11 protein-coding genes are annotated in these 14,629 nt (G+C 71.0%); 2 read left to right on the top strand and 9 right to left on the bottom strand.

Translation table 11 applies throughout. The features are described from left to right. Positions 1–177 precede the first annotated feature (177 nt). Positions 178–576, top strand: coding sequence for a hypothetical protein (locus J2S41_RS19835; RefSeq protein ID WP_310369392.1), 399 nt, complete (start codon positions 178–180; stop codon positions 574–576). Between the two features lie 9 nt (positions 577–585). Next, the gene (locus J2S41_RS19830; RefSeq protein WP_310369391.1) at positions 586–957 is read left to right on the top strand and encodes a VOC family protein; all 372 of its coding nucleotides are present in this window, start codon (positions 586–588) and stop codon (positions 955–957) included. Between the two features lie 303 nt (positions 958–1,260). Here J2S41_RS19830 and J2S41_RS19825 read toward each other — a convergent pair whose 3' ends face one another. The 9 genes from J2S41_RS19825 to J2S41_RS19785 all read right to left on the bottom strand — a co-directional run bounded on the left by J2S41_RS19825 (position 1,261) and on the right by J2S41_RS19785 (position 14,628). Beyond that, on the bottom strand, positions 1,261–5,760 hold the full coding sequence (locus J2S41_RS19825) for a tetratricopeptide repeat protein (RefSeq protein ID WP_310369390.1): 4,500 nt from the start codon (positions 5,758–5,760) through the stop codon (positions 1,261–1,263). Next, positions 5,757–6,023, bottom strand: coding sequence for a hypothetical protein (locus tag J2S41_RS19820; protein WP_310369389.1), 267 nt, complete (start codon positions 6,021–6,023; stop codon positions 5,757–5,759). The genes J2S41_RS19825 and J2S41_RS19820 overlap by 4 nt, the downstream gene beginning before the upstream one ends. Positions 6,024–6,562: 539 nt before the next feature. After that, entirely contained in the window at positions 6,563–8,326 is a 1,764-nt protein-coding gene (locus J2S41_RS19815; protein WP_310369388.1) for an ABC transporter ATP-binding protein, read from the bottom strand. 38 nt (positions 8,327–8,364) lie between these two features. After that, on the bottom strand, positions 8,365–10,059 hold the full coding sequence (locus J2S41_RS19810) for an ABC transporter ATP-binding protein (RefSeq protein WP_310369387.1): 1,695 nt from the start codon (positions 10,057–10,059) through the stop codon (positions 8,365–8,367). A gap of 241 nt (positions 10,060–10,300) precedes the next feature. Beyond that, positions 10,301–11,215: a PQQ-dependent sugar dehydrogenase gene (locus J2S41_RS19805; RefSeq protein WP_310376421.1), complete on the bottom strand. Its 915-nt coding sequence runs from the start codon at positions 11,213–11,215 to the stop codon at positions 10,301–10,303. Positions 11,216–11,227: 12 nt separating this feature from the next. Then, entirely contained in the window at positions 11,228–11,386 is a 159-nt protein-coding gene (locus J2S41_RS19800) for a hypothetical protein (RefSeq protein WP_310369386.1), read from the bottom strand. A 24-nt stretch (positions 11,387–11,410) separates the two neighbouring features. Then, complete coding sequence (locus J2S41_RS19795) at positions 11,411–12,163, bottom strand: SDR family oxidoreductase (RefSeq protein WP_310369385.1); 753 nt, start codon at positions 12,161–12,163, stop codon at positions 11,411–11,413. A gap of 73 nt (positions 12,164–12,236) precedes the next feature. Continuing rightward, entirely contained in the window at positions 12,237–13,076 is an 840-nt protein-coding gene (locus tag J2S41_RS19790) for a helix-turn-helix transcriptional regulator (protein ID WP_310369384.1), read from the bottom strand. A 373-nt stretch (positions 13,077–13,449) separates the two neighbouring features. After that, complete coding sequence (locus J2S41_RS19785) at positions 13,450–14,628, bottom strand: hypothetical protein (protein ID WP_310369383.1); 1,179 nt, start codon at positions 14,626–14,628, stop codon at positions 13,450–13,452. Between the last annotated feature and the right edge of the window lies 1 nt (position 14,629).

Below are 14,629 nucleotides of genomic sequence, written 5' to 3'. Positions count from 1 at the left end.
CGGGCGGTGCGGAGGAGACATTGCGTGACGGTATTCTCCGGCTGCGTCGAATAGTTTCCATCTCCGTCGCCGAGTCACCCCGAGGACCACTACGGACCGGCCACCGATCTCGGCGAGCGTGAAGTCGCCCTCGTTGCCTGGGTCACCGCGCAACGCCACCCGGCAACCCGACTACTCGTGCAACGGGCCGAGAACCGGCTCTGGTACGTCGACCTCTTCCGCGATGAGGTGTTCATCTTCAACGGCCGGGCGGTGACACCGTGCGCCATACCGTTCGCCATCAACCCGGCCACGATCGTCGACTACGTGCGCGACGCGTCCCGGTGCGACCAGCCCGTGGTCGCCTGGTCGGGCAAGCACACCTACCGGGTGGCTCAACGCTACGGCCGCCACGTTCTAACCGCGACGAGCACCTACCACCCTCACGCGGACAAGCCGAAATGGACTACGCCACGTGGCTGTCGCCCGGGTCGACGAGTAGAGATACCGCGCGTGACGACGGCGGCGGCGGGCGCCGTGCCTGCGCAGCGGCAGATCCGGATGTCCGAGGGCCAGCACATGCGTCAGAGGCCGTAGGGTGCCACTGTGACCGAGCTCCGCCCGATAAGGCTTGTAGCCATCTCCTTGGACTGTCCCGACCCGCAGCAGCTCGCCGACTTCTACCGGGCGCTGCTTGGAGGTCGCCAGTTGTGGGCGAAGGAAACCAGTGTCGGAATCGAGGTGCACGGGGCTGTGCTGGTAGCGCAACAAGTCGACTGTTACGCCCCTCCTGTCTGGCCGGGAACGGCGATCGTGCACCTCGACCTCACCGCAGACGATCTCGGGACGGCTGTGGAGCGAGCGGTAGCGCTCGGGGCCACGCTGCCGGATCAGCCCGACCCCCGGTGGCGGGTACTGCTTGATCCGGCCGGCCATCCGTTCTGCCTGACACCCTTCACACCGGACTCGGTGGCCTGACCTGCTTGTACTCACATCGAAAGAGCCACACTTGGTAGGCGCTCATAGGGAGAAGCGCACACCGGTCCCTCCGGGACTTCTCGCTCGCTTGTGGTGGACTCATCACGCATGGTGACGGCTGGCTCAGGGCAGATCGCGCGTTCTCTGCGGCATGAGCGGATACGTGATCTTGGCGTTTACGTACTACACGGGCTTGTCTGTTTTTCTGCCCATTTTGCCGTGGAGTATGGGAACTGAAGCGGAATGCGAGGCCTCCCGACCGCTTCGCCGATAAGGCGTGTGCTATGCCCATCCTTATTGGGACTAGCCTGTTTGGTCGAGTATGGCGATCAAGGTCATAAAGGACCGTTCGTCGAAGACGGTCCTGGCCGCTACGGAGAAATTTGTGTCGCCAAGCTTCGTGCGGAGGTCTCGGAGGCGGGCGATGTTGTTTTCGGCTTGCGGTACGCCGATGGACAGCCGTATCGCCAGTGCTTGGCAGTGAAGTGGTACCGCTCCGGCGAGGTCGTTCATGTCGGCTCGTAGATTCCCGAGTTGGCTGATCGTGGTGGCAATACTGGGCTGGTTGCCGAGTTCCTCGAAGAGGGTGAGGGATTGCTGGTAGCGGCGTTCGGCTTCGGGGTAGTCGCCCCGGGCCTGGGCGAGGATGCCGAGCTGGTGGTAGCTGCCGGCCATGCCGGCCCGGTTGCCGAGTTCCTCGAAGATGGTGAGGGATTGCTGGTAGCGGCGTTCGGCTTCGGGGTAGTCGCCCCGGGCCTGGGCGAGGATGCCGAGCTGGTGGTAGCTGTTGGCGGCGCCGGCCCGGTTGCCGAGCTCCTCGAAGATGGTGAGGGATTGCTGGTAGCGGCGTTCGGCTTCGGGGTAGTCGCCCCGGTCCTGGGCGAGGATGCCGAGCTGGTGGTAGCTGTTGGCGGCGCCGGCTCGGTTGCCGAGTTCCTCTTTGACGGTGAGGGATTGCTGGTAGCGGCGTTCGGCTTCCGGGTAGTCACCGGCGAGGTAGGCGAGGTTGCCGAGTTGGTGGTAGCTGGTGGCGGCGCCGGCCCGGTTGCCGAGCTCCTCGAAGATGGTGAGGGATTGCTGGTAGCGGCGTTCGGCTTCGGGGTAGTCGCCCCGGTCCTGGGCGAGGATGCCGAGCTGGTGGTAGCTGGTGGCGGCGCCGGCTCGGTTGCCGAGTTCCTCCTTGATGGTGAGGGATTGCTGGTAGCGGCGTTCGGCTTCGGGGTAGTCGCCCCGGTCCTGGGCGAGGATGCCGAGCTGGTGGTAGCTGGTGGCCATGTCGGCCCGGTTGCCGAGTTCCTCGTCGATGGTGAGGGATTGCTGGTAGCGGCGTTCGGCTTCGGGGTAGTCGCCCCGGTCCTGGGCGAGGATGCCGAGCTGGTGGTACCAGGCGGGGCGGCGGGGTGAGTCGGCGGGGAGCCAGCGGAGCGTGTCGTGGATGAGGCTGGTCTCGTGGTCCCATGCGCCCCAGTCGTGGAGCTGGGAGCAGATGTACTCGGTGATGGTGCCGGCGGTGTCCGGGTCTCCGGCGGCGAGCAGGTGGTGGCGGGCCTCCTCGAGGTCGTGGAGGTCGACGGCGCGGTCTTGCGGCCAGGCGTTCACGCGCCATCGCCAGTAGGCGGCGGCTGCGTGGTGGGCGGTCGTGACGAGTGCCGGTTGGTGGTGGTGCCCGGCTGGGCTGTTCCAGCGGTGGTGCAGTTCGGTGGCGGTCCACCGGTGCATCACCACCCGGCCGTCGTCGAGGGTGGTGATCAGGCTGGTCGCGGACAGTTGCCGGATCAGGCCGCCGAGTCCGGCCGGGGCGGTGAACGGCGGATGAGGCGGCCGGGAGGCCTCATCGGCGAGCCGGGCCAGCAGCGTGCGGTCCTGCGGTGTCAACGGGCTGTCCGGACCTGCTGCTTCGTCGATCTGGTTGAGGTCGAGCCGGTAGCGGGAGAGCAGGTCACGCACCTGCGCCATGGTCTCGGCGCGGTCGGGTGTGTCGGCCCGTTCCGGGTCGGGGACACCGATGTGGAACAGCAGTGCGCTGGTGTCGACGGGCTCGCGGTAGACGCTGAGCGCGGCCAGGGTGGTGACGGCGTCTTCGATGGGGGTGAGCCGGGTCAGGTGTTCGGTGAGCAGGACGTCGTCGGCGGCGAGGGTGACGGTATCGGCGAGCGCGGCGTCGAGGGTCCGCTTCTGCTGTAGCCACGTGGTGGACTCGGTAGGGCCGAGACGGTCCTGGACCGCGTTGTGCAGCCGTTGGGTGATGTCGGCGAAACGCGCCTGACCCGCCGTGGCGGGTTGTTCGCCGGGCAGCAGCGCGTCCAGGTACTCCAGCGCCCGGGGGTGCCCGCCGACGGTGCGCCAGACCCGTTCCCGGGCGGGCGGGTCTGTGGCGTGCCGGTCGAGGCGGGGCAGCGACCACATCAGCTTCCGGGTCTCGGCCAGGCTCAGCGGCGGCACCTGATAGGCGTGCAGCCGGCCGGTAGCCGCGGCATCGGGAGCAAACGGGTGCCGGCTGGTGATCAGCAGCCGGCTGCGGCCGGGGCTGCCAAGCCACGCGGTCAGCAGCCCTTCCAGGTTCGGGTCCGTGATCGACCAGTCCCGCCCGGTGCCGGGGGCCAGGTTGTCCTCGAAGTTGTCCAGCACCAGCAGGATCGCCGTGTCGGACAGCACGTCCTCCCGGAGCAGGCCGAGGCGGTCCTGCCACGGCAGGTCCGCCCGGCTCGCCGCCTGCACCGCGACCACCGCGGCCCCGAACAGCTCCTCGCGGCGCAGCAGGTCCCGGCGCGCCGCGCCGGCCACCGCGGTTAGCACACCGTCCACCGTGACCGGCCCGGTCACGGTGACCAACTGCCAGTCTTGCGTCGTGTCCAGCAGTCGGCGGATCAGCTCCGCGGCCAGAGTGGTCTTCCCGATCCCACCGATCCCATACAGCAACACCCCCGCTGCGCCGTCACCACGCAGCAGGCCCGGCAGCATCCGCTGGGCGTGCCGGCGGCCGACGAACTGGCCCACCGGCCGCGCCAGCAGACCTTTCAGATCCGGAACCGTCTCCACCCGCCGGACAGCAGAAGCCGTACCGTCCACCACGCTCACCGTGGGGGCGCCGGCCAGCACGCTGACCACACTCCACTCGTCCATCCCCGCCACCGCCTGCGCCACGGCGTCCGCGCCGGTGGCGAAGCCATGCTGCACCGCCCGGCGGGCCTGCGCGACGGCGGCGACGACATCCGGCGACCCGGACCCGGCAAGTTCCGCATACACCCGGGCGAACAGGCGGGTGGCATACACATCCGTCACCGACGTCTGTGTCGCGATCACCGCCCCGGCACCGTGCTGGGCCAGTTGCGCGGCGAAGGACTGCGCGCCGTCCTCACCCTCGGCGTCGGTGTAGCAGGCGGCCAGAGAGATCACCCGCGGCATCCGGCCCTCCGGGACCGCCTCCCGCACGAACGTGGCCGCGTCGACCCCCCGCGCGCTGCCCTGCTCATCCTCCAGATGCAACAGCCCAGGAGCCCCGTGCGCCGACAGGTGCAGCACATGAGTGGTGTCCTCGGACAGCACCGCACGAATCGCCGTGGTCGTCGCGAACGGCACGATCCGCACCACCGCCCGGCTGCGATGCGCCGAATGCACGGCGTCCAGCACCGCGCCCAGCTCCCGCTCATAATCCAGCAACGGTCCGCCACCGATCTCCGGCGACGCGATGGCCACCACGATCCGCAACGGACCCGCCACCGGCGCCGACCGGGAACCCGCCGCCGGCACCCGCCGATACACCGACACCAGATCATGAAGCACCAACGGGCGACCGGTCACCGGATCCGGCAGCGCCTCCCACGGCAACGCCCAACGCCCTGGCGCCTCCACACCCACCCGCACGGGAACATGCGCCCGCTGCGCCCGGTGCAGCAGCCGGGCCAGAGCCTGCGCCACCGCAACCGGCAGAAACGACTCCGCGAGCAGCTCACCCGCACGGCGCAGCGACACCACACCCGGCGCACTCTGCACCACGCCGAGGTCGTCCCGCACCACCGCACGAGGACGCCCGCGTTCCCGCCGGACATCATGCAGCGCATTCACCAGACCCGGCGACACCCCCCGATGCGCGGCGGTCACATCCTCACCGGCCCCGGACAGCCGCACCCGCGAGTCCGACACCTCCAGCACCACATCCAGCCGCGCCCCCGGCGGCAGGTCGTCCTCAATCTCCACACGAGCCACGCCGTCCAGCAGCGGCCGCAGATCCTCCACCCGCGCCACCCACACCGCGCCGGCCAGCCACCCGTCCACCGAGTTGTACCGGCCGGACACCACACCCACCACCGCCCGATCAGCGGCCCGCAGCACCGGTGCACCACTCATACCCGGCATCACCGCATCGGCCTGCAACCGCGACCACAACACCCTGTCCCGCAGCACCGCACCCCGCCACCGGCCACCCGACGTCAACAACTCGTACGAGATGCCCGCGTCCTCCACCGTGGGATACCCGGCAATAGACACCGGCTCGTCATCACGCACCGCATCCGACACGATCAGCCGCACACACGAGTCGGGCAACGGGATTCCGGTCGTCAGCACCGCGAGATCATGAACCTCGTCCACCCGCACCACCACGGCTTCCCGCCCCGGGCCACCACCGATCGGCGCCACCCGGACGGCATCACCCACCCCAGCCGCACCGGCATCGGCCAGCACGTGACGCGCCGTGACCAAGACACCCGCCTCCACCTGGAAACAGGTCCCCACCGCCGTGTCATCAGCGTCGGCCACCCAGCCAAGAAAACCCAGGCCGGACACCGTCACATCATCGGTCACGAAGCCGCCTCCACCCGCCCCACAGCCGGCACCGACTCCTTCACCCCGAACTCTTCCTTCACCAACTCAGGGCTACCGACCCGGCCCACGATCCGCCCCATCGACACCGCGACCTCCTCCAACACCACCTGAGCCCGCTCGAACGCACCCGCGGCGTAATCCGCCACCCGGCCCCCTGCCGACGTCTGCTGCGAACCCGGCACCGAAACCGCCTCCAGCAGGACCTCGACCGCACCCACACGCACCGGAACCGTCTGCGCCACCGAACCCCCACACCACCAAAAGATCAATAGGAAACCGCTACGTCCATCGACACCCGGCGCCAAATTGGACTCTCGACTGCCCACCCAAACCGCACCCGCCACGCCGAAACCCATCAATTCACATGTCAGATCACCGACATGAGTCGACGTCGAATAAGTCTGACCGCGCCGCCAGCGGTCACAGCAAATCGCCCCACCAGCCGATACTTAGATCCACACATGCCCCAGGCGGAGTCCACGACAAATCGCGGACATGACCATTATCCGGTAGATCCAGCGCGGACCTCCACCACCACAGACCGCGCTGATCGGCATCGACACGCGCAATCACTGAAACAGGACCGCACCCGGAATACAAGTCTCTAACGGGCCAGGCCATATCGGCCTATTAGCAAGATCGCGTGCGCGCTCTTCGGCATGAGCGCGCATCCACCCGCCATCCCTGCCTCGGTGGGCAACTGCAGAGAGGTGCGGACTGGCCGGACCGCGACCGGGCAGCGCGACGGGCATGGCTGCCGGCGCTAGAAAGACTCAGGACCCTAGTCCTCGGCCCGGTGGTCCGACCAGGCGCGCCAGAGCGCGGCATAGTGGCCGTCCGGACGCTTCGACAGCTCGGTGTGGGTGCCGGTCTCCAGCACCCGCCCGGAGTCCAGCAGCACGATCCGGTCGGCCGTTGCGGCCTGGGTGAGCCGGTGCGCGACCACGATGCCGGTGCGCCCGTCCAGGGCCCGCGCGACGGCCTCCTCGAGCAGGCGGGCCCCGGCGCTGCCGGCCTCGGCGGTCGCCTCGTCGAGGACGGCGATCGGCGGGTCGGCCAGCACCAGCCGGGCCAGCGCCAACTGCTGTGCCTGGGTGACGGTGAGCCGGTGGCCGCCCTCGCCGACCACCGTGGCCAGCCCGTCCGGCAGCGCGTCGAGCCAGTCCCGGGCGCCGACCCGCAGCAGTGCCGCCCGCAGGTCGTCGTCGGTGGCGGCGGGCCGGGCCAGCCGGAGATCGTCGGCGAGCGGGCCGGCGAACACGTGCACCTCCTGGGTGACGATGACGACCGAGCGCCGTACCTCGGCCGGATCGAGGTCCGCCACGTCGACGCCGCCCAGCCGGACCACGCCGGCCGTCGGCCGGCGCACCCCGGCGATCAGCCCGGCCAGGGTGGTCTTGCCGGCGCCGCTCGACCCGACCAGCGCCACCCGCTCCGCCGCGGCCACCTCGAGACTGACCTGGCACAGCACGGGCCGGTCCGGCCGGTACGCGTGGTCGACCGTCTCCACGGTGACGGTGGCCGCCGTGCTCGCCCGCCCGGCCGGTTCCGGGCGCGCCGGGAGCGTGGTCACGCCGACCAGCCGCACCAGACTGGCCGCCGCGGCCTGCGCGTCGTCGACCAGGCCGAGCGCGGTGTTGATCGGCACGAAGAGGCTGTGGAAGTACAGTGCCGCGGCGGTGGCCGTGCCGATCGTCGCGGTTCCGGCGCGGACCGACAGGAAGCCGGTGACCAGGATCGCGCCCAGCCCGACGAACTCGGCCAGGTTCAGGCGGGCGTAGAACCGGGTCAGCACCCGCACCCCGCGCATCGTCGCGTCGACGGAGTCGCGTGAGCGGCCGCGGACCAGTTCCCGGTGCCGGTCCTGCAACCGCAGCGCCCGGACCGTATCGGCCCCGGCGACGGTCTCCTGCAACTGGTGCTGCAACGCGCCGACCGACACCCGCTGCGCGGCGTAGATCGGCAGGGCCCGGCCCGCGTACCACCGCACGGTCCAGGCCTGGATCGGCACGGCCAGCAGCGCGGCGGCGAGGAACCGCCAGTCGAGGACCGCCAGGCCGAGCGCGGTGAGCGCGATGGCGAGCACCGAGCGGACCAGCTCGGGCAGCGCGGTGCGGACCGCGTCGGCGATCGCGGTGACGTCGTTGGTGACCCGGGAGGTCAGATCGCCGGTTCCGGCCTGCTCGATGCGGTCCTGCGGCAGCGCGAGCACTCGGTCCATGAACTGTTCCCGCAGCTCGGCGAGCATGCCCTCGCCGAGCCGGGCGACCATGGTCAGGCCCCAGCCGGCGGCCAGGGTCTGGCCGGCGGCGATCAGTACGAGCGCGGCGACCGGCGCGGTGATCGCGCCGGCCGGCCGGCCGGCGGCGACCAGGTCGACGATGTGACCGAGCAGCCGGACGGTGACCAGCCCGATCGCGGTTCCCGCGGCGAGCGTGGCCACGGCCAGGGCCGCGGACCGCCACCGGGGCCGCAGCAGCCGGCGCACCGCCGTCCACGCCTGCGCGCCGGTCGCGGTGGGCAGCAGCGCACGCCCGGCGGTCATGTCGCTCAACGTCGGTACCTCAATCTCGTCGCGGTCGGTCAGGCGAGTACGGCCGACCGGTACCGGTCGTCGGTGCGGGCCAGGACGGCATGGGTACCGGTGGCCCGCACCGTGCCGTCGGCCAGGAAGACGACGCGGTCGGTCACCGCGAGCAGGCCCGGGCTGGTCGTCACCAGGACGGTGGTCCGCCCGCGGCGCAGGTGCCGGATGCCGGCGGCGATCCGCTGCTCGGTGACGGCGTCGACGGCCGTGGTCGGATCGTGCAGCACCAGCACCGGCGCGTCCGCGGCCAGCGCCCGGGCCAGCGCCACCCGTTGCCGTTGACCGCCGGAGAGGGAGCGGCCGCGCTCGGCGACCGCGCCGTTCGTGCCGTCCGGCATCGTGCCGGCGACCTCGTCCACGGTCGACGCCGCCAACGCGGCCTCGACGGCTCCGTCCGTCGCGCGGTCCAGGGCGACGTTGCCGATCAGGGTTCCCTCGAAGAGGTCGGCGTCGTGGTCGGCGACCAGGACGGCGGCGCGCACCGACTCCGGATCGAGGGTGTGCAGCGGGCGGTGGTCCAGCGCGACGACACCGGCCTCCGGGTCCTGGAACCTGCCGAGCAGCGCGGTGAGGGTGCTCGCCGCCACCTGGTCCGCGGTGACGATGCCGACCAGCTCACCGGGGGCCACGTCCAGGTCGAGGCCGCGCAACGGGCCGGCGTCCACCGCGGTGAGGCTCAGGTGCCCGGTGACCCGATCGGGCAGGGTCTCGTCACCGCCCGCGGTGCGCGGCGGGGTGGCCAGCACGTCGGCGATCCGGGTGGCGGACGCGCGCGCCTGCGCGAACTCGCCGTTCGCCCAGGCGATCAGGGCGAGCGGGCCGAGCAGGAACTGTGCCAGGCCCACCGCCGCGACCAACTCGCCGACCGTGATCTGGTGTGCGGCGGCCAGCCTGCCGCCGATGAGTGCCACGGCGGCGAGGAACACGCCGGTCAGCCCGAGCAGTGCACTGTCGTGCCAGCTGCGCGCCTCGGCGGCGCGCAGCGTGGCGTCGAGCGATTCGTGGCTGATCGCGCGGTACCGGTCGGCCGCGGACCGGTCGGCGCCGATGCCCTTGAGCACCCGCACCCCCGCCACCAGGTCGGCGGCCACTCCGGCCGCGCGCGCCGCCCGGTCCTGCTGGCGCTCGCTGCGCCGTTGCAGGGGCTTGCCGAGCCGATGCGCGGCGAACAGCAGGATCGGTGCGCCGATCAACACCACCAGGCCCAGCGGTACGGACATCCGCAGCAGGGCGACGGCCCCGGTCACGATGCCGAAGCAGGCCGCGACGCCCAGCGGGAGCGCGAGATTGATCATGCCGACGCGCTGTGCGTCTCCGGTCGCCACGTTCACCAGGGCGCCGGGGAGCTGACCGGCGCCGGCCGCGCCGCGCGGGTGCAGGATGCGGGCCGTCACCTCGAGCCGCAGGGCGTGCGCGGCGCGTTCGACCGCGTACTCCCCGGTGCGGGTGCCGGCCGTGAAGCTGGCCGAGAGCACCGCGAAGGCCGCGCCCAGCACCGTGATCCAGACGATCAGGCCGGTGAGCGTTCCGCCGCCGACCGCCTGATCGAGGACGACTCCGATGAGGATCGGCACGAGTGCCTCGCCGCTCTGATGAGCGGCGCTCAGGACCGCGCTGAGGCCGACCCGGCGAGCCTGATCGCGGACGACCCGGCGCAGCAGCGCGACACCTGACGACCGACCCCGGCGCACGCCGCCTCCTGAATGTCTCCGGCACCGGCACGTGCCACCGTGGGAAGCCCCGCACGACGTCGACGACCGTCGAGTTAGGCTAGCCTAAGTAGTGCCGGGCGAGACGTCAAACGTGCGGCTGCGTGGCCGAGGGGGCGGCCGATTCGGCGTTGCGGCCCGCGGGGTCCCGCGTCGGCCAGGTGCCGGGCAGTGAGGTCGCCGATGCCGATGGTGAGGACGACGGACGCGAGGGAGTCCTGTTCTACTGATTGACGTCGACGCGGAGGATGCGGTCGTCGCCGGGTCTCGGGGCGACGCCTCCCCAGGTGGACTGGTCGGTGTTGGAGGTGACCAGCCAAAGGGCGCCGTCCGGGGCGAGCTCGACGGTGCGGATGCGGCCGTACTCGCCGGGGTAGTGCTCGATCGCCTCGCCGGTCACCCGGCCCGCCTCGACGGGAAGCTGCCACAGCCGCTGCCCGCCCAGGGCGCCGATCCACAAAGACCCTCGCGCGTACGCCATCCCCGACGGAGACGCGTCGTCCGGGTGCACGGTCCATATCGGAGCCGTGCCGGTGCCGCCTTCCACGCCCTCGGTCTCGGGCCAGCCGTAGTCGGCGCCTTCGCGCAGGACGTTGACCTCGTCCCAGGTGCGGTGGCCGAGCTCGGAGACGTACGCGGTGCCGTCCGGGCCGAACGCGATGCCCTGGACGTTGCGGTGGCCCGACGAGTAGATGGGGTCGTCGTCAGGTGACGTGCCGTCCGTACGGATGCGCAGGATCTTGCCGTTGAGCGAGGTGTCGTCGGCCGCGTTGGCCGGCTCGAAGGCGTCGCCCGTGGTGATCCACAGGTATCCGTCCGGGCCGATGGCGAGCCGGCCGCCGTGGTGGCGATCGGCGGTCCGGATGCCGTCGAGCAGCACCCGATCCCGGCGCAGTGACCGGTAGTCCTCGGCGATGTGCAGCGCGACGATCGAGTTCTCGTCGGCGCCGGTGACCGACGCGTAGACCGTACGGTCGGTGGTGAAGTCGGGTGAGGCGACGATGCCCATCAGGCCACCCTCGGCCTTCGGCACCACCCCGGGCACCTCGCCGACCGTCTGGGCGGCGCCGCCCTCAGCGGGCACCCGCTTGATCAGGGCCGAGTCGCGCTCGCTGACCAGCGCGGAGCCGTCCGGCAGGAAGGCGAGCCCTCACGGGAAGGACAGACCGGTGGTGATCTCGGTGGGCTCGCCCAGGGTGGCGATGGGGCCGCCCCGCACGGGTTCATCAGCGGAGGAGGTGCACGCGGACAGGGTCAGCATCGCGGTGAGGCCGGTGCCGAGCACCGATCGTCGGAGGGAACGACGCATAGGAGTTCCTTCAGGGTCAGAGGGTCACGAGCGGTAGCGGCCGCTGAGCACGCCGAGCACGTCGGCGTAGCGGCCCTCGGCCTCGGCGTTGCGCTGCCACTTCACCCGCTCGACGAGGATCTGCTCGGCCTCGGGGTCGGCCTCGAGCAGGCTCATCACCTCGTCGAGGAAGTCCTCCAGCGGCATCGCCACGTCGGAGTTCTGCTGGTTCATCAGCGTGGTGCGGGTGGCCGGCGGAACGAGCTCGATCACCTGTACGTCGCTGCCGGTCAACTGCACCCGCAGGCTCTCGGTGTACGAGTGGATGGCGGCCTTGGTGGCGTTGTAGGTCGGCGTAGCGGCCAGGGGCACGTACGCCAGGCCGGAGGTGACCGTCATGATCGTGGCGGCCGGCCGGCCGAGCAGGCCGGGCAGGAAGGCGTTGATCAGCCGGATCGGGCCGAGCAGGTTCACCTCGACGGTACGCTCGGCGACGTCGAGGGACGCCGGGACGCGCAGGTCCTCGGGCTCCATGATGCCGGCCATGGTGATCAGCGTGTCGAGGGCCGGGTAGCGGCCGGCGAGTTCGTCGCGGGCCGCGGTGATCGACGCCGGGTCGGTGGTGTCGACGGTGACGGTGCCGATGCCGGGGCGCTCCGCCGCGATCCGCTCCAGCAGTTCGGTGCGCCGCCCGCCGACGATAACGGTGTTGCCCTTGGCCTGCAGGCGCAGGGCCAACCCGAGACCGATGCCGGACGTCGCGCCGGGAATGAAAACAGTGTTACCGGTGATCTTCACGGGATTCCTTCGCCGAACGATTTTAGGGCGCACGGAAGCGCGCCCGCTTGTGCGGAAAGACGTAAGAAGAGGGTCAGGCGAACTTCTGATTGCCGAGTACGTCGAGGAACTCGAGTTGCTCGCGGGAATTCGACCCGGGCCGGGGCCGGAAAAGAATCAGCCGATGGCCCGTGGCGGGGCTCAGGACGACGTCGCATTGCAGGTCGAGTTCGCCGACCAGCGGATGCCGGATCAGTTTCGGTGCCGAGGTGAGCGCGGCGACGTGCTGCTGCGCCCACAGCTCGGCGAACTCGGTGCTGCGCTCGAGCAGATCGGTCACCAGCCCGTGGGCGAACCGGTCGCCGGAGGGGCGCTGGGCGATCCCGGCGCGCAGATCCGACGCGTACGCTCGGCCGATGCGCTCGTACTCGGCCGGATCGTTACTGTCGCGCGACGCCGGGTCGGCGAACCAGCGCCACGTGACGTTGGACTCGTACCCGGGCAGCCCGGTCCACACGCCCAGCAGGTTTTCCGCCGCCGGGTTCTGCGCCACGACGGTGAGCAGGCCGTCGGTCACCTGGGCCGGCGTGTGCCCCAGCGCGTCCAGCAGATAGATCATCGCCGGGTCGACGTGCGCGAGGGGCGAGCGCGGCTCCGGCGGCTGCTGCCCGGCCAGCCGGAACAGGTAGTCCTGCTCGTCACCGGTCAGCCGGATCGCCCGGGCCAGGCTGGCCAGTGCCGCGGCCGACGGAGTACGCACCCGGCCCTGCTCGAGCCGCGAGTAGTAGTCCGGCGACAGCGCCGCCAGGCCCGCCACTTCCTCACGGCGCAGACCGGGGGTGCGGCGCCGCCCGCCACCGGGCAGGCCCACGTCTTCGGGCCGCAACTGTTCCCGCCGGTGGCGGAGGAACTCGCCGAGTGCTCTGTCGTCCATTCGACCTCCCTTCCTGCTGTCCGCATACAGCTTCGCAGCGCAGTTCCGGGATATGAAGGCCACCTTTAGCCTAGGTGTCGCACACCGTGGCTACCGTCGCCCGCAGCACCGACGTCGGTCATAGGCCCTGGCGCGGACACCGTGATTGATCTCGTGCGAGCGGGCGCCGGTGCCGCCGTGCGGTGATCGATCGGCGGGTGCGTCAGCTCCGCGCACTGCCGCGACACCACGCGGGACGTGGTGGCCAGGGGGAATCGTGGCGAGTGCGGGGCTTCGGGCGAACTCAAGAGCTCGCGTTCGCGATGCGTGCACACACCCTCGCCCGGCCGGAACTCGGGTAGCCGGGAGAAGTGGCCGGCCTCGGCGTCGCCGCTCAGGAGTCGATCTCGACGAGGACGGCGTCGTCGACCCTGACGGTGTAGGCACCCTGCCCGCCGAGCTGGAAGGTGACCTCGCCGGTCGTGTGGCTGGTCACGGCGGCCGTGAACGTGAAGCTGTACCGGCAGGCCGTACGGCCGATGGGTACGCTTTCGACGAGCGAGGGACGGTAATGCGGCGGGGTCTTGTCCTGGATGCGGAGCAGGATGTCCAGCGGCCGGTCGCTGGTGACGGTGAAGTCGAACCGGTACCGATGACCGGTGATCATCGTGATGCCGCTGCGGGCCACGAGGAACTCCTGTGGCAGGGTGGATCCGGTGGGCACGGTGGCCGAGAATCCGGTGGGTGTGTGGCGTAGCTCTACCGGCAGGACGTTGGCCCACCAGTTGGGCTTGATCGACTCGCCCGACGGCGTGCCGGGTGCTCCCATGATGACTGGGCCGGCTGGCCGGGAGGGACCGGGCGACTGACACGCCGAGCGGGCGTTACGTGCCGGTGCCTCGGCGACGGGCCGGGTCGGGTCGGCGATGGGCCGGGAGCTGGCGAGCCGGGACCCGGCCGCGCCGACCAGCACGCCGACGGCGAAGATCGCCAGCAGTGCGACCCAGGCCGCCGGGCGAAGCCACGTCGAGGCGCGCCGCGGCGGCGTGTCCGCGGTTGGCACGATCGGGGTCCAGGCGAGCTGGATCTGGTCGGCCGGCGCGGCGTGCGAGAGGCCGGCGTCCCGCTCGACGAGCGCGGACGCCGGGCGCGGTACGGGTAGCAGGTACGGGGCTCGACGATCCGATTCGTGCGCGGCCGCGAGGAGGGCCTTGAGGTGCGCGACGGCGACGGTGAGGCGCTGGACATCGTCGTCGCCGAACGGCAGGTTGACGATGTGATGCGAGGCCCGTGCGACCGCGACAACCGGCACGGGATCGGTCAGATACCGCAGGTCGCCGGCGAGCACGCCCGCGACAACGTCCTTATCGACCGCCATGCCGGGTGCCATCCGGTGAGTACGGATCACTTCGGCCAGATGCCGCAGCGAACCCGCCCGGCGTCGGCGGCGGGGCGGGGGAGAATTGGGCGGCGGGCAGCATGAGCGCCCTCCGGTGGCGGGTGACGCCGCCCTCGCGGCCGGCGCATCCATCGCCTGCCAGCGCGGGTCGCCGGTGAACACGTCCGCGTACACA

It is taken from the genome of Catenuloplanes atrovinosus (assembly GCF_031458235.1).
Taxonomy (GTDB): Bacteria; Actinomycetota; Actinomycetes; order Mycobacteriales; family Micromonosporaceae; genus Catenuloplanes; species Catenuloplanes atrovinosus.
Note: the sequence above shows the minus strand (reverse complement) of the source record. Positions and strands in the feature narration are given on the sequence as shown.